The sequence below is a fragment of the Streptomyces sp. NPDC033178 genome (assembly GCF_055577685.1).
Genome location: NZ_JBVIPT010000010.1, coordinates 19700 through 40065, shown reverse-complemented (window position 1 = coordinate 40065; position 20366 = coordinate 19700). Strand labels below are relative to the sequence as shown.

Sequence of the window (20366 nt, the reverse complement as noted above, 5' to 3'; positions counted from 1 at the left end):
TGGGCGGCCGCGCGAGGCACGGCCACCGTCAGAGCACAGAACCTACAGGCGCCCACTGACAATCGGGCCCGAGTGCCCAAGTGCCCGCGCTACCAGCTGGTCTTCCAGTACAGCTCCCACATCGCCATCATCGTCGCCGGGTCGATGGCGTTCTCGGCGCCGCCGATCTCCTCGTTCGCGGCGACGTGCTGCTTGCCCTGCCACAGCGGCAGCAGACGCGCATCGTCGAGGAGGATCTGCTGGGCCTTCTCGAACTCCGGGGCCACCGCCCCGCGGTCGCTCTCCCGGCGCGAATCGGGTATCAGCTTGCCGGTGATCTCAGGGGTGTCGTACGGCGTGCCGAGCGCGTTCTGCTCGCCCACGAAGGGGGCGATGAAGTTGTCGGCGTCCGGGAAGTCGGGGAACCAGCCGCGCCCGAACACCGGGTACTCGCCCTTCTGGTAGCCCCCGACGTACGTCTTCCAGGGGCGGCTCTTGAGCGTGACCTTGAACAGGTCGGAGGCCTCCAGCTGGCGCTTCAGTTCCTCGAAGGCCGGCTTGGTCTGGGAACCGTAGCGGTCGGTCGTGTACCAGAGGGTGAGCGGGACGGGCTCGGTGATGCCGTCCTCCGCCAGAATCTGCTTGGCCTTGCTGGCGCTGGGGTTCCCGAAGTCGTCGAAGAAGCCCGTGGTGTGGCCGACCAGGCCCTTGGGGATCATCGAGTACAGCGGCTCGACGGTGTCCTTGTAGATGTTGTGGGCGAGCGCGGGCCGGTCGACGATCTGCGCGATGGCCTTGCGGACCGAGACCTTCTTGGCCCACGGGTCCTTGGGGTTGAACACCAGGTAGCTGATCTCGGTGGTGGGGTTCTCGACGAGCTGGAGGCCCTCGTCCCCACTGTTGTCCTGGATATCCACGATGTCCGAGGCGCGCAGACCGCGGTAGACGACGTCGATCTGCTTGTCCCTGAGGGCGTCGGCCATCGCGGCCGAGTCCCGGAAGTAGCGGATGGTGACGGCGTTGTTCTTCCGGTCCGCGATGCCCTTGTAGTTGCCGTTCTTGACGAGCTCGGCCTGCTTGCCCTCTTCGTAGGACTCCAGGTTGTACGGCCCCGAGCCGGTGATCTTGCCGTCCTTGCGGAGCGCGTTCGCGGGGTACTCCTCGGGGTCCACGATCGACATGGCAGGCGTGGAGAGCACGAAGGGGAACGTCGCGTCGGGCTGGTTCAGATGGAAGACGACCTCCTGGTCGCCCTTCGCCTCGACCCGGGAGAGGCTGTTCAGCAGACCGGCTGGGCCGCCGTTGACGTTGATCTTCTTGATCCGGTCGATGGAGTGCTTGACGGCCTTCGCGTCCAGCTTGTGCCCGTTGGAGAACTTCAGCCCCTGGCGCAGCTTGCAGCTGTACACGGTGCTGGAACCGTTGGTGAACTGGCAGCTCTCGGCGGCGTCGGGCTCGGGCTCGGACGCGCCGGCGGGGAAGTTCAGGAGGGCCTGGTGAACGTTGCGGAACAACTCCCACGAGTTGTCCCAGGAGGCCGCCGGATCCAGTGTGCTGGGCTCACTGGTCGTTCCCACGAGGATCGACTTCCCCTCGTCGGAAGAGTCCGAGGAGAATACTCCGCATCCGGCGACCAGGGATATGGACGTGATCGCCCCCATCTGACGCAGGTATCTGTCCCGCTTGAACACGCGCACGCTCCTCGATCGGCCATACCACAAGGGTGGGCGCACGATACCGCAGCGCCAGGCCGCATGGGCCTTCACACTGGCAGGGCCCTTGATCAGCAGATATCGCGGAACGTATCGGAACGGTCTCTTTCCTGGTAGCACCCTGGACAGGCGGACGCCCGGGCGATTTTCGGCCAAGCCGCCCGGGCGTCCACGATCGAGATCCGTTGTCAGACTCCGGCGTTGAGGAACTTCCCGCCGTCGACCACCAGCGTCTGCCCGGTGATCCAGTCCGACTGCTCCGAGGTCAGGAAGGCGGCGGTGCCGCCGATGTCCGACGGAACGCCGAGCCGGCCGAGGGGGTAGCCCGCGGCCGCCTCCTCCTCGCGGCCCTCGTACAGGGCCTTGGCGAACTGCGTCTTGACGACGGCGGGCGCGATGGAGTTGACCCGCACCCTGGGCGCGAACTCGTGCGCCAGCTGAAGGGTCAGGTTGATCATCGCGGCCTTGCTGATGCCGTACGCCCCGATGAACGGCGAGGCCTGGACGCCCGCGAGCGAGGAGATGTTGACGATCGCGCCGCCGTTCTCGCTCTGCCACGCCTTCCACGTCCGCTGGGCGAAGCCGAGCGCGGAGACGACGTTCGTCTCGAACACCTTGCGTGCCACGTTGAGGTCGAGGTCGGCGATCGGCCCGAACACCGGGTTCGTACCGGCGTTGTTGATGAGGAAGTCGACACGGCCGAACGCCTCCATGGTGCGCTCGACGGCGATGGCCTGGTGGGCCTCGTCGTGGGCCTTGCCCGCGACACCGATCACGCGGTCGGCGCCGAGCTGCTCGACGGCCTCCTTGAGCGCGTCCTCGTTGCGGCCGGTGATGCACACCCGGTCGCCGCGGGCGAGCAGCGCCTCCGCGACGCCGTAGCCGATACCGCGGCTCGCGCCGGTGATGAGGGCGACCTTGCCCGAGAGTTCCACAGTGGTCATGTTCCTGTCCCCCGGCCCTAGTTGAGCGGTCCGCCGGCCACGTACAGCACCTGGCCGGAGACGAAGCCGGCCGCGTCGCCCGTGAAGAAGGCGATCGCGTTGGCGATGTCGTCCGGGTTGCCGACGCGCTGGACCGGGATCTGGGTGGCGGCCGCGGCCTGGAACTCCTCGAAGCCCATGCCGACCCGCTCGGCGGTGGCGGCGGTCATGTCGGTGACGATGAAGCCGGGCGCGACGGCGTTCGCCGTGACGCCGAACTTGCCGAGTTCGAAGGCGAGGGTCTTGGTGAAGCCCTGCAGACCGGCCTTGGCGGCGGAGTAGTTGACCTGGCCGCGGTTGCCGAGCGCCGAGGAGGAGGAGAGGTTGACGACGCGGCCGAACTTGGCGTCCACCATGTACTTCTGGACGGCTCGCGTCATCAGGAAGGAGCCGCGCAGATGCACGTTCATGACCGTGTCCCAGTCGGACGCGCTCATCTTGAACAGCAGGTTGTCACGGAGCACGCCCGCGTTGTTCACCAGGATGGTCGGCGCCCCGAGCTCCTCGGCGACCCGTGCCACGGCGGCCTCGACCTGCGCCTCGTCGGAGACGTCGGCACCCACCGCGATCGCCCTGCCGCCGGCGGCGGTGATCTTCTCCACGGTGTCCTTGCACGCGGCCTCGTCGAGGTCGATCACCGCGACGGCGCGGCCCTCGGCGGCCAGTCGTACGGCGGTCGCGGCGCCGATGCCGCGCGCGGCACCGGTGACTACGGCGACGCGCTGCTCTGAGGTGGACATTGCTGGTTCTCCTCGCCCTTGGGAAGCCCTTGAAAGACCAAACCTGCGGCTCTCACGGTACGCCCCTCTGGTGAGCGACCGCTTAGTACCTTCGGCAGACGAGACGCTAGAAGCCTTGGCACCCAGTGTCAACGGCCTGCTCGGCCGGTGTGATCCATTACCTGACCAGCAGGTCGAGCAGCCGCACGGCCTCGGCGGCGGGATCCGCCGTGAGACCGGTGTGCACGGGCCCTGGCTGGACGACCGTGGAGCGGGGCGCGATCAGCCAGCGAAAGCGCCGCCCGGCGTCGTCGCGCGCGGCCTGACCCGCCGCCGCTCCCCCGGCACAGACGCCCTCGACGGCCCGCAGAGCGGCCCGGACCCCGGGCGCGTCCGCCTCCGGATCGAGGGCCAGCAGCTTGGTCTCGTCGAGATGGGTGTGGGCGGCCACGAAGGACTTCGCGCGGCAGTACACGAGCACGCCCGCGTTGAAGTACTCGCCCCGCTCGACCCGCGGCACGACCCGCAGCAGCGCGTACTCGTAGACGTCACGACCGTCACGGCCGTCGCGCTCGCTCACTTCGTGCCCTCCTGGCTCGTCCGGACGCGTTCGTGAATGGTTGCGGCGCGGGCGAGGAGCGGCTCCGCGTACGCGCGTCTGAGCGCGTCCGTCGACTCGAACCCGGGTTCGTCCCGCAGCCACTCCTCCGGGATCGCCGCGGTCACCTCGGCGAGCAGTTCCTCGGTGACCCGGGGCGCCAACTCCGCGGCGGCGGAGGCGATGTCGGGGCCGAACGGCGCGAGTGCGTGGTCGGAGGCGTCGTACGGCTTGGCCGCGGAGGCCGCCGCGCCGGGCCAGTTGTGGTGCCAGATCATGGTGGCGCCGTGGTCGATGAGCCACAGATCGCCGTGCCGAACCAGCATGTTAGGGTTTCGCCACGATCGGTCGACATTGTTGACCAGCGCGTCAAACCAGACGATCTTCCCGGCTTCTTCCGGGCTCACCTGGTGCGCGAGGGCGTCGAAGCCGATCGCCCGGGAGAGGAAATCCATCCCGAAATTCAGCCCCCCGCTCGACTTGAGCAACTCCTGCACTTCCTGGTCCGGTTCACCGAGCCCGATGACCGGATCGAGCCCGATCGTGACCAGGCCGGGTACGCGCAGGCCCAGGCGACGGGCGAGTTCACCACAGACCACCTCCGCGACGAGGGTCTTCCGCCCCTGTCCGGCGCCGGTGAACTTCATGACGTACGTGCCGAGATCGTCGGCCTCGACGAGCCCCGGCAGCGAGCCGCCCTCACGCAACGGCGTGACATAGCGGGTCGCGCTGACTTCCTTGAGCATCGCCCCAGGTTACTGGGGCGTTCCCCGTCCACTCGCACGAAGGGATCACCTGTGACCGCCGAAGACCTGCCCCTGCAGTACGCCCGTACGAAACGCTTCTCCCTCGGTGTGCCGCGCGGCTTCACCGTCTCGCCGGACGGCGACCGCGTCGTCTTCCTGCGCACCACGAGCGGCCGCTCCACGACGGGCCTGCTCTGGCTGTACGAGAACGGCGAGGAGCGGCTGCTCGCCGACCCGCTCGCGCTCGGCGACGACGGGGAGGTCCCGGAGGCCGAGCGGATCCGCCGCGAGCGGGCCCGCGAGACGAGCGCGGGCGTCGTCTCGTACGCCACCGACGCGGCCGTCCGCCTGGTCGTGTTCGCCCTCTCGGGCGCCCTGTGGGCCGTACGCACGGACGAGGGCGTCCCACGCCGGATCCGCACCGCGGGCCCGGTCGTCGCCCCGCGCCCGAGCCCCGACGGCTCCCGCATCGCGTACGTGAGTGACGGCGCCCTGCGCGTCGTACGCATCGACGGCACGGCCGACCGCGCGCTGGCCAGGCCGGAGGGCCCGGAGATCACGTACGGGCTCTCCGATCACGTCTCGGCCGAGTCGCTGCACCGCACGCGGGCGTTCTGGTGGTCACCGGAAGGGGACGCGCTGCTGGTGGTGCGGGTCGACAACTCACCGGTCCAGCAGTGGTACATCAGCGATCCGGCGGACCCGACCCGTCCGCCGCGCGCGATCCGCTACCCGGCCGCGGGCACCGCCAACGCCGAGCTGTCGCTGCACGTGGTGGGTCTCGACGGCGAGCGCGTCGAGGTACGGCTCCCCAAGGAGGCCTCCGAGCCGCATCCGGCGGGTAAGTGGACCGACCCGGCCTTCGAGTACGTCGTGCACGCGGCCTGGGACGGCTCCGGACCCTCCGCCGTCGTGCAGACCAGGGACCAGCGCTCGGCGTATCTGCTCGGGATCGGTTCCTCCACGGGCCTGAGCACGACGCTCCACCATCTCCGGGACGCCGCCTGGCTGGAGTTCATACCCGGAACCCCGGCCACCACCGCCACCGCCGGTCTCGTCCTCACCACACAGGAGGGCTCGCGCGGACTGCTGATGACCGGGACGGGAGCGCGCACACCGGAGGGCATGTACGTCCACGAACTGCTCGCCGTGGTGGGCGACCGGCTCTACTTCACGGCGTCCGAGGAGCCGACGGAGACGCACGTCTGGTCGTACGACCCGTCGAAGGGCTTCGAGCGGCTGACCGACGAGCCGGGTGTGCACCGCGCCACCGTCGGGGGCGACACCGTCGTCCTGGACAGCACCACCCTCGACGGGCAGACGGTGAGGGTGCTGCGGGACGGCGGACCGGCCGGGCGGATCCGGGTGCTGGCCGAGCGGCCCGTGACCGAGCCGCGCCCCCGCTTCCTGACCCTCGGCGAGCGGGAGCTGCGGGCGGCGCTGTACCTGCCGACGTCGTACGAACCGGGGGCGGGCCGTCTGCCCGTGATCGTGCACTCGTACTCGGGGCCCGGCGCGCAGAAGGTCGTGAAGGCCGCCGCCTGGCACCACGCCGTGAACCAGTGGTTCGCAGACCAGGGCTTCGCGGTCCTGTGCGTCGACGGACGGGGCACTCCGGGGCGCGACCGGGCCTGGGAGACCGCCATCCACGGGGACCAGCTCATGCCCGTGATCGAGGACCAGGCGGACGCCGTTCGCGCGGCCGCGGAGCTCTTCCCCGAACTGGACACGGGACGCGTGGCCGTCCGGGGCTGGTCCTTCGGCGGCTATCTGGCGGCGGGGGCCGTGCTGCACCGGCCCGACGTCTTCCACGCGGCGGTCGCGGGCGCAGCCCCGACCGATCTGCGGCTGTACGACACGCACTGGAAGGAGCGGTTCATGGGCCACCCGGACGTCCAGCCGGAGAACTACGAACGCTGCTCCCTGGTGGCACACGCACACAAGCTCACGCGCCCCTTGATGCTCGTCCATGGGATGGCCGACGACAATGTGGCGCCCGCACACATGCTGCGGTTCTCGGCGGCACTGCTCGCCGCGGGCCGGCCGCACACCGTGCTCCCGCTGCCGGGAGCCACCCACCTGGTGACACAGGAGGGCGTGATAGACACCCTGCTCAGGCTGGATCTCGATTTCATCAAGAAGTCGCTCAATTCCTGAACCGTCTGAACTGCGCGGGTGACGTACCCGTACCCCCTGTTGGATCAACACACAACTTTACAAACGCGCATCTGCACATCTGTGGAAGGGACCGCCACTATGTCCAGCGAATCGCTCAAGCCTGCGCCGGCACTCTGTCGTCGCACCCTCCTGGCGGCGCTAGGCGGGGCCGGGATCGCCGCCACGCTGACCGCCTGCGGGGGCTCCGACGACAGCTCGTCCGGCTCCTCCGACGCTTCCAAGTCGTCGGGCTCCGGCGGAGGTGCGGCGCTGGCCAAGACCACCGACATCCCGGAGGGCGGCGGCAAGGTGTTCGCCGACGAGGGTGTGGTCGTCACACAGCCGACAGCCGGTGAGTTCAAGGCCTACTCGACGGTGTGCCCGCACCAGAAGCAGCAGGTCAACAGCGTCGCCGACGGCACCATCACGTGCCCCGCCCACGGCAGTCAGTTCAACGTCACGGACGGCAGCGTCAAGAAGGGGCCCGCGACCAGTGGCCTCACCGCCGCCAAGATCACCGTCAGCGGGGACTCGATCACGCTCGGCTGACCCGGCGGGGTCGCTTGAGGCAGGCCAGTACCTCGTCCGTGGTGGCGACGGTGGCCACCAGGGCGAGCGTGTTGCGGATCATCGCGGGGGTGTAGTCGGAAGGCACCCCCGCGATGGCGTCGCCGGGGACGACGACGGTGTAGCCGCGGTTCACCGCGTCGAACACGGCGTTGGGCACGGCCACGTTGGCGGACACGCCGGTCACGATCAGCGTGCGGCAGCCGAGGTTGCGCAGCAGCGCGTCGACGTCGGTACCGGCGAGGGGTGACAGACCGTGCAGCCGGCGTACGACGAAGTCCTCCTCGGCGACCTCGATGGGCGGCGCGACACGTACCGCGGTGGTTCCCGACAGCTGCCGCACCGGCAGACGTTCGGCCGCGCGGAACAACCGGGCGTTGTGGTTGGCCCCCCGGCCGTCGGGGCGGCGCTCCGCGATCGCGTGCATCACCTGTACGCCGCTCTCGTGGGCCGCCGTGACGAGTCGGGCGACCTGGGCGAGCGCGCCCGAGGCACGGAACTCCTTGGCCAGTTCGGGCAGGGCGCTGTCCGGGCCGACGACACCCTGCTGGCACTCGACGGTCAGCAGGACCGTGGTCGCGGGGTCGAGGAGTTCACTGAGCTGCTCGTACGACGGCATGGGCTCCCCCTGTCACGGGCGGTCCCCGGGCCCCGGTGCGGCCCGGTCGACCTGGTCTGCGGTGGCGCGCGAGCGTAGCCACCATTGCGCACGGACGGAAGACGGCCCATGCTTTTCTGACGTCACGTCAGAAATGAGGGGAACCGTATGGCCGTCACTCAGCGCCGGGGCCGAAGGATCATGATGACACCCGAGGAGCTGGACGAGTTCCTGACCACCCAGCGCACCTGCCGGGTGGCGACCGTGTCGGCCGACGGCGCGCCGCACGTCAGCACGCTCTGGTTCGCCTGGGACGGCAAGTCCCTCTGGCTGTACTCGATCACACGCAGCAAGCGCTGGGCCGACCTGCGCCGCGACCCCCGCGTCGCCGTGGTCGTCGACACGGGCGAGGAGTACGACGAACTGCGGGGCGTCGAACTCTCGGGCACCGTCGAGTTCATCGGCGAGGCCCCGCGCACGGGCGAGCCCCACCCCGAACTCGACTCCGTGGAGCGCCTGTTCGCCCGCAAGAACTTCGGCCTGGACGAAATGCCCCACGACGGCAGACATGCCTGGACGCGCCTGACCCCGGAAGCAACAGCCTCATGGGATTTCCGAAAGCTCGCTGCACTGTGAGGGGGGTGCCGTGGCGCAGGGTGCCGCTTCGCGAGGGTGGGCCGGAGCCCCTTAAGCAGCGCGGGGGGGGCGCTTCGCGAGGGCGGGGCGGCGCCCTTAAAGGGCGCGGGTGCCGCTTTGCGAGGGCGGGCGGCGCCTTAAGGGGCGCGGGGAACTGCGCGACCAGCCCCCTCCGACCCGCACCCAAACAACCAACCCCGCCTATGAAACCCGCACCCCCGCGGAGCGCAACGCATCCACGGCGGCCCGGATAGCCGGCCGCCGATCCGCATCCGCCCTCCACACCGCATACACGTGCCGCGTGACACGCGGCCGCACCGGCACGGTCCGCACCCCGGCCGGAACGGGATCCCTCCCGAGGCGGGGCGCCACGCACACCCCGAGCCCCGCCGCGACCATCGCGAGCTGCGTGTGATGCTCCTCCGCCCGATGCGCGATGACCGGCTCGATCCCCTTGCCGCGCAACGTGAAGAGCAGCCACTCGTGGCAGAACTCCCCCTCGTCCCAGGCGATCCACTCGTCGTCGACGAAGTCCTCAAGGTCCACCTCGGAACGATCGGCGAGGCGATGCCCCACCGGCAGCGCCAGATCGGTGGGGTCGTCGAGGAGCGAGGCCTTGACCAGACCGTCCGGCAGCGGCAACGGCTTGTTGTACCAGTCGAGAACGATCGCCAGATCGAGGTCACCGCGTGTCACCCAGGCGACCCCGATCTCCGGCTCCAGCTCACGCGAGCGAACCCGCAGCCCTGGATGCTCGGCACGCAGAGCGGAGAGCGCCGTGGGGAACAGCCCGCGCGCCGCCGTGGGGAAGGCGGCGAGCCTCAACTCCCCCACCACCTGCCCGCGCTGCGCCTCCAGATCCGACTGGGCGAGCTCGACCTGGGACAGGATGCGCGCGGCATGGTCGGCGAGCAGCCGCCCCGCGTCGGTGAGCCGCACCCCCCGCCCGTTCTTGGCGAGCAGCTGCTGCCCCACCTCCCGCTCCAGCTTGGACATCTGCTGGGACACCGCCGAGGTCGTCACATGCAGCCCCTCGGCCGCGCCACTGACCGAGCCGTGCCGGGCCAGGGCGTCGAGGGTACGCAGGCGCTCCAGGTTCAACATGTAAGCAATACTACGAGGTACCACCACAAAAATCTCGCTTGTGCTACGAGATCGTGATCCGTCATCGTGGTCGGCATGAGCGCCGCGACCGAGCCCCGGACTCCTCCCGCCTCCTTGTCCACCGCACCCCCGGGCTCGCTCAAAACCACCCCTCCCCGCCCCCGCCGAGCCCTCGACTGGCGCCTCCGCTTCGCCGGTCTGTCACTGGTCTGGGGTTTCAGCTTCCTCCTCATCAAGGTCGGCACGAATGGCTACGCCCCCTTCCAAGTGACGTTCGGCCGCCTGCTGTTCGGCACGCTGGTGCTCGCGGTCGCAATCGCCTGGAAGCGGGACCGGCTGCCGCGCGGAGCGCGCACCTGGGGGCACCTGGCGGTCTCGGCCCTGCTCCTCAACGCCCTGCCGTTCTCGCTGTTCGCGTACTCCGAGCTGACGATTCCGTCCACGCTCGCGGGTATCTGCAACGCGACCTCGCCCCTGTGGGGCATGGCCCTTTCGCTGGTAGCGCTCTCCGAGGACCGGCCCACCCGCCGCCGGGTCGCGGGCCTCGGCATCGGCTTCCTCGGCGTGCTGACGGTGCTCGGCGCCTGGCAGGGTTTCCACGGGCTGGACGCCGCGGGCACCACGATGGCCCTGCTGGCGTCGCTCAGTTACCCGATCGGCTGGATCTACATCCGCCGCACGCTGGCCGGCTCCAGCGACTCCAACCTCTCGCTGACCGGTGCGCAACTGCTGCTCGCGACGGTCCAACTGGCAGTCGTCACCCCGCTGTTCACGACACTGCCGACCCGCTTCCCGCTCATACCGCTGCTTGCGGTCATCGCACTGGGCACGCTCGGTACGGGCCTCGCCCTTCTCATCCAGTACGGCCTGGTCGCCGAGGTCGGCCCGACAACGGCCCAGATGGTCACGTACTTCATCCCCGTCATCGCCACCGCCGCGGGCGTCGCGATACTCGGCGAATCGCTGGCCTGGTCGACACCGGTGGGCGCGGTCATCGTGCTGGCGGGCGCGGCACTCACGCAGTCCAGGCCCACCCGGACCAAGCTCACTCAGGCCAAGTCCTGAGCCCACCGCGCGACCCCATCACCCCGTCACCAGGTCGCCAGGTCACCAGGTCACCGCGTCCCGGACTCAGACGTAGCGGCGCTCGGGTGCCGGCCCGACCGCGGCGGCGACCGCGTCCGCCACGGCCCCGACCTCGTCCGGCGTGAGGGTCGAGACGGTGATGCGCAGTCCTGGTGGCGCGTTCATCCGGAAGCGGGCCCCCGGCGCGACGGCCCAGCCCGCGTGCAGCAGCCTCGCGACGGCCCCGGTCTCGTCCGGCACGGGCACCCACACGTTCATCCCGCTGCGCCCGTACGCCTCGACGCCCCGCTCCGCGAGCGCCCCGATCAACGCGTCCCGCCGCCGCCCGTAGGCCGCGGCCACGATCCGCGTGTCCACCGCGCCTTCGGCCCACAGCCCGGCAACAGCCCGTTGCAGCAGCCGACTCACCCACCCCGGCCCCAACCTCTGCCGCCCCTGGACACGGTCCATGGTGACGGAGTCCCCGGTGAGCACGGCAAGCCGCAGATCGGGCCCGTACGCCTTGGCGACCGAGCGCAGGAACGCCCAGTGCCGGGTCACGCCTGCCAGCGGATGCAAGGGCAGGTCGACGATGCGATGCCCGTGGTCGTCCTCGACGAGCAGAGTCTCCGGGTGGTCGGCCAGTACGGAACGCAGGGCACGCGCGCGCGTGGCGCTCACCGCGGCGCCGGTCGGGTTCTGCGCGCGGTCGGTGACGATCAGGGCCCGCGCCCCGCCCTCCAGCGCGGCTCGTACGTCGTCGGGCAGCGGCCCCTCGTCGTCGACACCGACCGGCACCGCCCGCAGCCCGAGCGCCGGGATCAGATCGAGCACACTGCGCCAGCCTGGATCCTCGTGGGCGACGGCGTCACCGGGCCTGAGGTGCACGGCCAGCACCCGCTCGATGGCGTCGAGCGAACCCGAGGTGACCACGACCGGCCCGTCCGGAACGCCGTCCGCATCCAGGTCCGCACGTGCGAGGCGCGCCAACTCCGGCTCCACGGCGGCCTCTCCGTAGAGCACCGGCTCCCGGTCGGCGTGGGCCGCGGCCGCCGCGAACACTCCGGCGAGCGCGGGCAGCAGGGCCGGGTCCGGATTGCCGTCGGTCAGGTTCCGCACTCCCGGCGGCACATCCAGGCGGGAGATCTCCCGAGCTGTCGTCACCGGCTTGGACCGTACGCGACTGCCGCGCCGGCCCGCCGTCTCGATCACCCCGCGCTCGCGCAGGGTGCGATAGGCGGCCGCGACGGTATTGGGATTCACTCCGAGCCGTCCCGCCAACTCCCGCATCGGCGGCAGCAGTTGACCGGGCTCCAGCTCCCCCGAACCCACCGCACGCTCGACGCTGGCCGCAATCTCGGCTGCACGTCTACCCTCGATCCGATACTCTTCTAGCACAAAGCAGAGTATGCACTAGTGCGATAAGCCACGCAAGGCGAGCACGGCGTACGTGCGAGAACAGACGACGACAGAGACCTGGAGAGCACCATGACGGAGACGTCCGCCCCGCACCCCGCCACCTACACCCCGACCGACCGCACCGTCCCCACCCGCTCCAAGGAGCGCGCCGCGTACGACCACGAGATGGTGCACTCGATACTCGACGAGGGGTACGTCTGCCATCTGGGCTTCGTCCGTGACGGGGCGCCGGTCGTGCTGCCCACGCTCTACGGGCGGGTCGGCGAGCACCTCTATCTGCACGGCTCGACGGGTTCGCGCCCGCTGCGGATGGCGGGACAGGCCGACCCGGGCCTGCCGGTGTGCGTCACCGTCACGCACGTCGACGGGCTGGTGCTGGCCCGCTCGGCCTTCCACCACTCGATCAACTACCGCTCCGTGGTGGTGCACGGCGTCGCCCACCAGGTGACGGACCCCGACGAGAAGCGGGAGGCCCTGGACGCGCTGGTGGACCACGTGGTGCCCGGCCGCTCCTACGACTCCCGGCCCGCCAACGGCAAGGAGCTGGCCGCCACCGCCGTGCTCCGCCTGGACCTCGCCGAGGTCTCGGCCAAGCTGCGCACCGGCGGCCCGAACGACGAGCCCGAGGACCTCGGCCTGCCGCACTGGACCGGAGTCCTCCCGCTCCGCAAGGGATACGGCACGCCGGTCCCCGCCGCCGACCTCGCCCCCGGGATCGAGGTCCCCGACTACCTGGCGGTCCTCTGATGCTCATCCATCCCTGGGACGCGCCCCACGACGACGCCGAGTGGCAGCTGTGGCTGGCCGTCCACGACTTCGGCCAGCTCTCCGTGAACGGCCTGCCCGGCGAACCGCCGCACGTCCAGCCGATGCACTTCGTCCACGAGGCCCAGCCCGGACCGTACGGACTGGTCCTCGCCCACCTGGCCCGCCCGAACCCGGTGTGGCCGGCCCTTGAGGCGAACCCGGTCGTGACCCTGAGCGTGGTCGACGACTACGTGTACGTACCCGGTCCCTGGCAGGCTCCGCCGGATTCCCCGCCCGAGCACGGCACTCCGACGAGCTTCTACGCGGCGGTCCAGCTCCGGTGCACCGCCCATGTGGTGGACGATCCGGCGGAGAAGGCCGATCTCCTCAACCGCCAGGTCGGCCACTTCCAGTCCGAGGGCGGTTCCGCCCGTGCGACGGTCGGCGAGGCCCCGTACGGCCGCCTCCTCTCCGGGATCCGCGGCCTGCGGCTCGAAGTGACGGACGTACGGGCGAAGTTCAAGTACGCGAATCACCGGCCGGAGGAAATCCAGAACCGCGTTGTGGCCGAACTGACCACAAGAGGCGGTCCGCGCGACACGGCGGCGCGGGAACACCTGCTGCGGCGACGCGGCAGCAGGTGACGCCGAGGTGGCACGGACTCCCTCACAGGTGACCGGCCGTGTGGACCCTACGGGGCGGGGCCCACACGGCCGGTACCGACGTTCTCCGGTGCCCGCAGTTCCTCAGAGCAGCGAGGGCTCCTCCTCCGGAGCCGTCCTCACGGTCCCCGTGCCCCACGCCTCCGCGAGCGCGAGCCCCGCCACCGACCCGAGCATCAACAGCGTGCCCGCGACCGTGGCCGCGGTCAGCCGCTCGCCGAGCAGGGCGACGGCCAGGACCGCCGCGCTCACCGGTTCGAGCAGCATGATCACGGAGACGGTGGCCGAGCGGACGACGGCCGCGCCCGCGAAGTACAGGGCGTAGGCGAGGGCCGTCGGCACCGCGGCGATGAACGCCACCAGCGCGATGACGCGGGCGGGTTCGGCGGTGTGCGGCACCAGCCCCTCGACGAGCCCGAACGGCAGCAGGCACAGGGTCGTGACGGCGAACGCCCCCACGGTGGTGGAGGACACGTCGGTGCCGCCGTCGCGGCCCCACCAGCGGGTCAGGAGCGTCATCACGGAGTACCCGGCGGCGGACACGACCGCGAGCGCGACGCCCGACGGCCGGACCGCCACGCCACCGCTGCCCAGCACGAGCACCGCGAGCCCGGCGAGCGCCCCGGCCACGGCGGCGTATCCAGCACGTCCGAGCCGTTCTCCCATGGTCAGCCGGGCTCCCAGCGCGATGAGCACGGGACCGGCCCCGAGGGTGACGACCGTGGCCACGGCGAGTCCGGTGGCCTCGACGGCGGCGAAGTACGCGGTCTGGAAGACCGCGAGCCCCACCCCCGTGGCTCCGGTCCGCAGCAGCCGCGTACGAAGGAGGGGGCGTGCGGTGGGGCGTGGCCGGCGCCGGAGCGACCGGACGGCGAGCAGCAGGGCGAGGCCGCCCGCGCAGCGCCAGAAGGACAGGGCGACGGGGCCCATGTCGCTGGCGCGGTAGACAAGTGAGGCGACCGCGCCCGCGGTGCCCCAGGCGGCGCCGGCGACGGTCAGATAGAGGAGGCCTCGCCCGATGGGCAGGCCGGAGACAGCATGCGACACGTGTTCTCTCCGCAGATCCGCAGAAGTTCGGGAAAGGACCACGTCGCGCGCCGAACGCGCGGCACACCGGCCGGACGGGGCGTACGAGCCTCGTCAGGCGGGTGAGTCGCCGCGACCAGGTCGGTCGTCTCGGCGCGGATGGTCCTCGGACTTCATCCGCGGGCAGCACCGTTCCGCCCGGCCAGTGGCCGGGCGGTGATTCCGGAGGGCCCGCCTCAGGCGGCCGGAGGCGGAAGAACGAGTGCGTCCGAATGCATGATCGTGAGCCTAGACGGCGGTGCCTCGCGCCGACAACTCCCTTTCGGCGTCGCCCGTGCCGCCCGCCACCGGTGTCCGCGAGGCCTTGGCGGGCGTGGACGACTGGGCGATGAAGGCGCCGAACAGGACGACCGCGCCGCCGATGATCTGCGGCGCCGACAGGTGCTCACCGAGCAGGACCCAGGCGAGCACGGTCGCTATGACCGCCTCCAGACAGGCCACAACTCCTGCCACCTGCGGCGAGAGCCTGCGCACGGACTGGACGCCGGTCACGTAGGCGACGACGGTCGCGATCAGCACGATCCAACTCAGCAGCAGGGAGGCCGCGACCGCCGTGCCGTCCATGTCCGCGGTGCCTCCGAGCACCGACCAGTCCATGCCCCACGGCCGCGCCACGGCCGTCAGGACGAGCGCGCCGACCAGCAGTCCGTACGCGATGACGCCGAGCGGATCCGGTGCCTCCTCGCCCGCGTCGCTGCCCTGGTCGGACAGGACGAAGTAGCCGACCTGGCAGCAGGCGGCGCCGAGCGCGAGCAGCAGACCGAGGACGTCGAAGCTCAGCCCCGACCACACCTCGACGACACAGGCGAGACCGCCCACGGCGAGGACGACCCCGAGGGCCGCGGCACGGGTCACCGGCCGCCGCTGCACGAACCGCACCCAGCCGAGGACCAGTGCAGGCGCGAGGTACTCGACGAGCAGCGCGACCCCGACGGGGATGCGCGAGATCGAGGCGAAGTAGAAGGCCTGGACACCGGCCACGGCGAGCAGTCCGAACCCGGCGAGCAGCGCCGGCCGCCTGCGCACCAGCCCCCGGTGGCGCACGGCCAGCGGCAGCATCACCAGCGCGGCGCCCGCGACCCGCAGCCACACCACGTCCAGCGGGTCGAGCCCTGCCTCGATCAACGGCTTGGCCGCGACACCGGATCCCCCGAAGGCGACCGCCGACGCGAGCGCGAGGCCGAGCCCGAAGCCCCTCCCGCAGTTGCCCTGACTGCTCTCAGACGTATGCACCGGCACATGATGACAGGCGACGACATGAGCGTCACCCCCAATGACACCTGTCTCACCGAGTGGACCGGTGACGCCCCCGCACGCCCCGTTGCCGGCTCAGGCCTCGATGCCCCGGCCCGCCGCGGCATCGATCCGCGCGAGCAGCGCCGGTACGTCGACCCCCGCGCGTCCCAGCACCTCCACCGCCCGCGACTCGGGTTCGGCGACGATCGCCGCGAGCAGGTCGACCGCGCCCGCGCGTTCGTCGCCCCGCCGCAGAGCCCGCTCGCAGGCGACCTCCAGGGCGCCCGCCGCCACCGGCGACCACCCGTCCTCGGTCACCACGGGGATGGCACCGGAGTCCTCGACGGAGCTCTGCCAGCGGAGTCCGTAACCGATGCTGCGCTGGACGAGGTAGCCGAGCAGCCGGGCGACCTGAGCGCCGCTCTCGAAGGCCTCGCGCACCTCGGGGTCGGACTCCAGGAGCGTGTGCAGCAGATGGGCGGTGTCGATCTGCCGGTCCCCGTCCCGCAGCGCTCGTCTGCGCGCACCGATGACCACCGCTGCCAGCTCCGCGCTGAGCCGGGCCTCGATGTCCACGCGGACCGGGTTGTGCCCGGCGGCCTGCTGGTGGGAAGTACGGGATTGCACATCCCTTACCCCATCAGCCCCTTCGGATCGAGTCATCCTCGCGGGGAAGCATTCTCGCGTCCGACACAGGGTGGGCATCACTGTCCGGCTCCTCCTCCTTACGGATGACATCACGCCGTTTCCCCCGACCGGCGCGCGCCGCCTTGCCCTGCGCCCCTCTCGCAACCGCATCGCACCGGCGCTCGTCCAACGCAGCATGGAGAGCAGGTGCTGGCTGGTGGTCCTGCCGGCCATCGACGGCAGGCAGTACGTGTACCGGGTCTACGCCCCCGACGACGCGTTGCTCGCCGACCTGTTCTGGGACGCCTGGCACTGCCACGACGAAGGGCCGTACCCGCGCGCCTGGGACCTGTTCGACGCGGCGGTGATACGGCGGGTCGGCTGAGCGACCGCCGCGAGCACCCGCCGCAAGCGCCCGTCCCCTGCCGTCTCCACGCTTCCCGTCTCCACACTTCCTGACGGTTCATCAGTATTGAATGTTGACGGCCCTGCGGCTACGTTCCGCGACACCGTAGCCAGCTGCGCCCGGCGCAGCACCCGAGACGAGGGGTGGTCGCATGGCCGAAGTCAGCGCGGAAGCACGGATAGAGGCGCCCGCCGAGAAGGTCTGGGCACAGCTCACGGACTTCTCCTCGTACGGCGAGTGGAACTCCACCCACACCAGTTTCCCGAAGGGCGGTCCCGATTCCCTCGAAGTCGGCGGCACCTTCGAGGAGAACATGAAGCTGATGGGTTTCCCTGCCGAGGTCAACTGGACCATCGAGGAACTGGAGGCCGCCCGTCTGCTCGCGATCCGCGGCAAGGGCCCGATGGGCGTGACGGTCGCCACGCGCTACACGCTGACCCCGGACGGCGAGGCCACGACAGTACGTATCGACGGCGAGTTCACCGGCGCCGCCGTCTCGTTGATGGCGGGCAAGCTGAAGGACTCGGCGACGGCGGCCCTGCACGAGTCCCTGCGCAAGCTGGGCGGGCTGGTGACCTAGAGCCGGCCCGGAACAGGCCGCCACACACTCGACGTCACACGCTAAAGGGGGGTACCTCGAAGTCGAAGTACCCCCCATTGGCGGACCATCAGTCCTCGTCGGCGAGGATCAGATACAGCTTCTTGCGCGCGTCGTTGATGACGGTCAGCGCCTTCTCGCGCTGCTCCTTGCTGCCGGTCTTCCAGACCTGCCCGAACGCTTCCATCAGACCGAAGCCGGCCTGCCGGATGTCGCTCAGCGCCTCCCAGTCGACCCCGCGCCCGGCGTCCTCCCAGGGCGCGTCGGGGCCCTCGTCCGCCGCTGTACGGCCGGCGTCGGTGAGCGAGAACAGCTTCTTGCCGCCCTCGGTCGCACTGCTGATCAGCCCCTCGTCCTCCAGAAGCTGAAGGGTGGGGTACACCGAACCGGGGCTGGGCTTCCACGCCCCGCCACTGCGCTCGGCGATCTCCTGGATCATCTCGTAGCCGTGCATCGGCCGGTCCTTGAGCAGGGCCAGGATCGACGCGCGTACGTCACCGCGCCGAGCCCTGCCGCGCGGTCCGCCCCGGCCTCCGCGCCCGCCCCAGGGGCCCGGGCCGAAGCCGGGACCACCGAAACCGGGACCGAAGGGACCGAAGGCGGAACGCCGACCCTCGAAGCCACCCCGACCAGGGTGTCCGGGTCCGCCGCGTCCGCGGCCACGTCCTTCACCGGGGCCGAACCCCGGTCCGTATTCCTCTCCATGGGAACGCATCGCAATCACTCCATTCGATCGTTGATCTGTCGCGATGCGTCAACGATATATCGGAACAGTTCGGCTGACAAGGCCCGCAGACGAAAGGCCGACGAGAGGCCGACGAAAGAGGGCGCCGCCGCCACCCACGCCCGTCCACGAGCCCCATGGATCCCCCACGCCCCACCACCGGTCCACCCGCCCCGGATTGGCCTTGGCCCGGGCCTCTGACCAGCGCCTAACGTCTGCCTCATGCGGATTCGAATCGTCGACGCCTTCACCGACCGCCCCTTCGCCGGCAACCCGGCCGGGGTCCTCCTCCTCGACGCCTCCACGTCCTTCCCGGACGACGCCTGGCTCCAGAACGTGGCCCTGGAGGTCAACCACGCCGAGACCGCGTTCGCCCATCCCCTGCCTGTGGGCGGAGAGGCCGACTGGAGGCTGCGCTGGTTCACACCCGTCGCCGAGGTGGCGATGTGCGGCCACGCGACACTCGCCACCGCGCACGTACTGGCCACGACGGGCGCCGCCCGGGGACCCGTACGGTTCGCGACCAGGAGCGGCGTGCTCATCGCCACGGCGCACGACGACGGCTCGATCACCCTGGACTTCCCGACGGCCCCGCTCACCCCGGTCGAGGTCCCGCAGGGCGTCGCCGAGGCACTGGGAGCCGAGCCGCTCACCGCCCATGACACGGGCCCGAACGTCGGCGACCTGCTGATCGAACTCGCCGACGAGAAGACGGTCCTGGGTCTCTCCCCCGACCTCGCGTCCCTCGCCCGCCACTCGGAACGCGGCATCATCGCCACGGCCCGAGCCTCAGACCCCTCCGAGGGCTACGACTTCGTGTCCCGCTGCTTCTTCCCGAACATCGGCATCGACGAGGACCCGGTCACCGGCAGCGCCCACACGGCCCTCGCGCCCTTCTGGTCCGAGCGCCTCGGCCGCACCGCCCTCACCGGCCGCCAGGCGTCCTCCCGCTCCGGCCTCGTACGGACCGACCTCCGCGGCGACCGCACGCTGCTCACCGGCCGCGCAGTCACCGTCATCGAGGGCGAACTGCTCGCCTGAACAGCGCGAAGGGGGCGTACGAGATCTCGTACGCCCCCTTCGCGCTGTTCACGCTTCCCGCTGTTCACGCGGTGGGTAGCCAGCCCACCTTCCCCGCCAGCAGCGCGTACCCGACGAAGGCCCCGATGTCGAGCAGCGAGTGGGCGACGACCAGCGGCCCCACGCGGCCCCAACGGCGGTACAGGTAGACGAAGACCACGCCCATCACCATGTTGCCGATGAACCCGCCGATGCCCTGGTAGAGGTGGTAGGAGCCGCGCAGCACCGAGCTGGCCACCAGGGCGCCGACCGGTGTCCAGCCCAGCTGGTCGAGTCGGCGCAGCAGATACCCGACGACGATGACCTCCTCCAGGACCGAGTTCTGGATCGCCGAGAGGATCAGCACGGGGTACTTCCACCACACCTCGGGCAGCGCCTCGGGCACCACGGTGAGGTTGAAGCCGAGTCCGCGGGCCGCCAGATAGAAGGCGATACCCGAGCTGCCGATCACCGCGGCGATCGCGGCACCCCGGGCGAGGTCCGGCCACGGACGGGTGCGGTCGAAGCCGAGCGTGCGCAGCCCCTTCCCCTCACGCAGCAGGAAGTGTGCGACGAGGGCGACCGGGACCAGCGCGGAGGCGATCCCGAACAGCTGCCACGCCAGATCGAGCCATGGACGGCCGGGCGCGGCCGAGGCGTTGAGCGTGGCCGCCTGGTCCTTGAGACCTCCCGGTTTGGTGACCGAACCGACAAAGCTGATCAGCGCCGAGACCCCGCTGGCCCCGAGCGAGACCCCCAGTACGAGTAGTGTCTCGTCGCGGAGAATCCGCCGCGCGGGCCGGTCCTCGGGAAAAGAATCAGCCACCGACCCAGCCTCCACGTGCACTCCTGCCTCCAGTTGAGCAATCCCGCCTCATCCCCATCTTCGCCCCGCTAGGGTCTCGAAAGAAGTTGCGAAGATCGTGCGCGACAAGCCG

Annotated in this window: 22 protein-coding genes; 9 read left to right on the top strand and 13 right to left on the bottom strand. The window is 70.6% G+C overall.

The features are described from left to right. Positions 1-89: 89 nt before the first annotated feature. The 5 genes from ACZ5VQ_RS24465 to ACZ5VQ_RS24445 all read right to left on the bottom strand — a co-directional run bounded on the left by ACZ5VQ_RS24465 (position 90) and on the right by ACZ5VQ_RS24445 (position 4737). Positions 90-1670 (bottom strand): ABC transporter substrate-binding protein, encoded by a 1581-nt coding sequence (locus ACZ5VQ_RS24465; RefSeq protein ID WP_362085301.1) that lies wholly within the window; start codon positions 1668-1670, stop codon positions 90-92. A 209-nt stretch (positions 1671-1879) separates the two neighbouring features. Continuing rightward, positions 1880-2635 carry an SDR family oxidoreductase gene (locus ACZ5VQ_RS24460; protein WP_200399654.1) on the bottom strand — a complete coding sequence of 252 codons (756 nt, stop codon included), beginning with the start codon at positions 2633-2635 and terminating at the stop codon, positions 1880-1882. Positions 2636-2652: 17 nt separating this feature from the next. Then, a complete protein-coding gene (fabG, locus tag ACZ5VQ_RS24455; protein WP_469106718.1) occupies positions 2653-3414 on the bottom strand; it encodes a 3-oxoacyl-ACP reductase FabG in 762 nt (253 codons plus the stop codon). 157 nt (positions 3415-3571) lie between these two features. Next, positions 3572-3973 carry a DUF3037 domain-containing protein gene (locus ACZ5VQ_RS24450; RefSeq protein ID WP_469106717.1) on the bottom strand — a complete coding sequence of 134 codons (402 nt, stop codon included), beginning with the start codon at positions 3971-3973 and terminating at the stop codon, positions 3572-3574. Next, positions 3970-4737, bottom strand: a complete 768-nt coding sequence (locus tag ACZ5VQ_RS24445; protein WP_469106716.1) for a HipA family kinase — start codon at positions 4735-4737, stop codon at positions 3970-3972. The genes ACZ5VQ_RS24450 and ACZ5VQ_RS24445 overlap by 4 nt, the downstream gene beginning before the upstream one ends. A gap of 51 nt (positions 4738-4788) precedes the next feature. Between ACZ5VQ_RS24445 and ACZ5VQ_RS24440 the strand changes: the two genes are divergently transcribed. Together ACZ5VQ_RS24440 and ACZ5VQ_RS24435 are read left to right on the top strand one after the other, a co-directional pair. After that, positions 4789-6894: a prolyl oligopeptidase family serine peptidase gene (locus ACZ5VQ_RS24440; protein WP_469106715.1), complete on the top strand. Its 2106-nt coding sequence runs from the start codon at positions 4789-4791 to the stop codon at positions 6892-6894. A 99-nt stretch (positions 6895-6993) separates the two neighbouring features. Next, positions 6994-7443, top strand: a complete 450-nt coding sequence (locus ACZ5VQ_RS24435) for a Rieske (2Fe-2S) protein (RefSeq protein WP_469106714.1) — start codon at positions 6994-6996, stop codon at positions 7441-7443. Here ACZ5VQ_RS24435 and ACZ5VQ_RS24430 read toward each other — a convergent pair. Continuing rightward, positions 7430-8080: a cysteine hydrolase family protein gene (locus ACZ5VQ_RS24430; RefSeq protein WP_469106713.1), complete on the bottom strand. Its 651-nt coding sequence runs from the start codon at positions 8078-8080 to the stop codon at positions 7430-7432. The genes ACZ5VQ_RS24435 and ACZ5VQ_RS24430 overlap by 14 nt on opposite strands. A 147-nt stretch (positions 8081-8227) precedes the next feature. On the opposite strand from ACZ5VQ_RS24430, the gene ACZ5VQ_RS24425 reads away from it, so the two are divergent. After that, complete coding sequence (locus ACZ5VQ_RS24425) at positions 8228-8695, top strand: pyridoxamine 5'-phosphate oxidase family protein (protein WP_469106712.1); 468 nt, start codon at positions 8228-8230, stop codon at positions 8693-8695. Positions 8696-8896: 201 nt separating this feature from the next. On the opposite strand, the gene ACZ5VQ_RS24420 is transcribed toward ACZ5VQ_RS24425, so the two are convergent. Next, entirely contained in the window at positions 8897-9799 is a 903-nt protein-coding gene (locus ACZ5VQ_RS24420; protein WP_469106711.1) for a LysR family transcriptional regulator, read from the bottom strand. Between the two features lie 75 nt (positions 9800-9874). Between ACZ5VQ_RS24420 and ACZ5VQ_RS24415 the strand changes: the two genes are divergently transcribed. Next, a complete protein-coding gene (locus ACZ5VQ_RS24415; protein ID WP_469106710.1) occupies positions 9875-10864 on the top strand; it encodes a DMT family transporter in 990 nt (329 codons plus the stop codon). Between the two features lie 66 nt (positions 10865-10930). Here the strand turns inward: ACZ5VQ_RS24415 and ACZ5VQ_RS24410 are convergent, their stop codons facing one another. Further along, the gene (locus tag ACZ5VQ_RS24410; protein ID WP_469106709.1) at positions 10931-12262 is read right to left on the bottom strand and encodes an aminotransferase class I/II-fold pyridoxal phosphate-dependent enzyme; all 1332 of its coding nucleotides are present in this window, start codon (positions 12260-12262) and stop codon (positions 10931-10933) included. 90 nt (positions 12263-12352) lie between these two features. Here ACZ5VQ_RS24410 and ACZ5VQ_RS24405 point away from each other — a divergent pair, with 90 nt between their 5' ends. Both ACZ5VQ_RS24405 and ACZ5VQ_RS24400 read left to right on the top strand, forming a co-directional pair. Then, positions 12353-13030 carry a pyridoxamine 5'-phosphate oxidase family protein gene (locus ACZ5VQ_RS24405; protein WP_469106708.1) on the top strand — a complete coding sequence of 226 codons (678 nt, stop codon included), beginning with the start codon at positions 12353-12355 and terminating at the stop codon, positions 13028-13030. Beyond that, positions 13030-13674 carry an FMN-binding negative transcriptional regulator gene (locus tag ACZ5VQ_RS24400; protein WP_469106707.1) on the top strand — a complete coding sequence of 215 codons (645 nt, stop codon included), beginning with the start codon at positions 13030-13032 and terminating at the stop codon, positions 13672-13674. Before ACZ5VQ_RS24405 ends, ACZ5VQ_RS24400 begins: the two co-directional genes overlap by 1 nt. Positions 13675-13776: 102 nt before the next feature. On the opposite strand, the gene ACZ5VQ_RS24395 is transcribed toward ACZ5VQ_RS24400, so the two are convergent. The 3 genes from ACZ5VQ_RS24395 to ACZ5VQ_RS24385 form a co-directional block, all read right to left on the bottom strand. Beyond that, on the bottom strand, positions 13777-14739 hold the full coding sequence (locus tag ACZ5VQ_RS24395; protein WP_469106706.1) for a DMT family transporter: 963 nt from the start codon (positions 14737-14739) through the stop codon (positions 13777-13779). Positions 14740-15006: 267 nt separating this feature from the next. After that, the gene (locus ACZ5VQ_RS24390; RefSeq protein WP_469106705.1) at positions 15007-16017 is read right to left on the bottom strand and encodes an EamA family transporter; all 1011 of its coding nucleotides are present in this window, start codon (positions 16015-16017) and stop codon (positions 15007-15009) included. Between the two features lie 90 nt (positions 16018-16107). Next, a complete protein-coding gene (locus ACZ5VQ_RS24385) occupies positions 16108-16641 on the bottom strand; it encodes a Clp protease N-terminal domain-containing protein (RefSeq protein ID WP_469106704.1) in 534 nt (177 codons plus the stop codon). A gap of 196 nt (positions 16642-16837) precedes the next feature. On the opposite strand from ACZ5VQ_RS24385, the gene ACZ5VQ_RS24380 reads away from it, so the two are divergent. Together ACZ5VQ_RS24380 and ACZ5VQ_RS24375 are read left to right on the top strand one after the other, a co-directional pair. Continuing rightward, a complete protein-coding gene (locus ACZ5VQ_RS24380; protein ID WP_469106703.1) occupies positions 16838-17026 on the top strand; it encodes a hypothetical protein in 189 nt (62 codons plus the stop codon). Between the two features lie 172 nt (positions 17027-17198). Further along, positions 17199-17627: a type II toxin-antitoxin system Rv0910 family toxin gene (locus tag ACZ5VQ_RS24375; protein ID WP_469106702.1), complete on the top strand. Its 429-nt coding sequence runs from the start codon at positions 17199-17201 to the stop codon at positions 17625-17627. 88 nt (positions 17628-17715) lie between these two features. On the opposite strand, the gene ACZ5VQ_RS24370 is transcribed toward ACZ5VQ_RS24375, so the two are convergent. Beyond that, a complete protein-coding gene (locus ACZ5VQ_RS24370; protein ID WP_189845289.1) occupies positions 17716-18360 on the bottom strand; it encodes a PadR family transcriptional regulator in 645 nt (214 codons plus the stop codon). Between the two features lie 231 nt (positions 18361-18591). Here ACZ5VQ_RS24370 and ACZ5VQ_RS24365 point away from each other — a divergent pair, with 231 nt between their 5' ends. Next, the gene (locus ACZ5VQ_RS24365) at positions 18592-19410 is read left to right on the top strand and encodes a PhzF family phenazine biosynthesis protein (protein ID WP_469106701.1); all 819 of its coding nucleotides are present in this window, start codon (positions 18592-18594) and stop codon (positions 19408-19410) included. 64 nt (positions 19411-19474) lie between these two features. Here the strand turns inward: ACZ5VQ_RS24365 and ACZ5VQ_RS24360 are convergent, their stop codons facing one another. Beyond that, positions 19475-20275 (bottom strand): CPBP family intramembrane glutamic endopeptidase, encoded by an 801-nt coding sequence (locus ACZ5VQ_RS24360; RefSeq protein WP_143644357.1) that lies wholly within the window; start codon positions 20273-20275, stop codon positions 19475-19477. Positions 20276-20366: the final 91 nt, after the last annotated feature.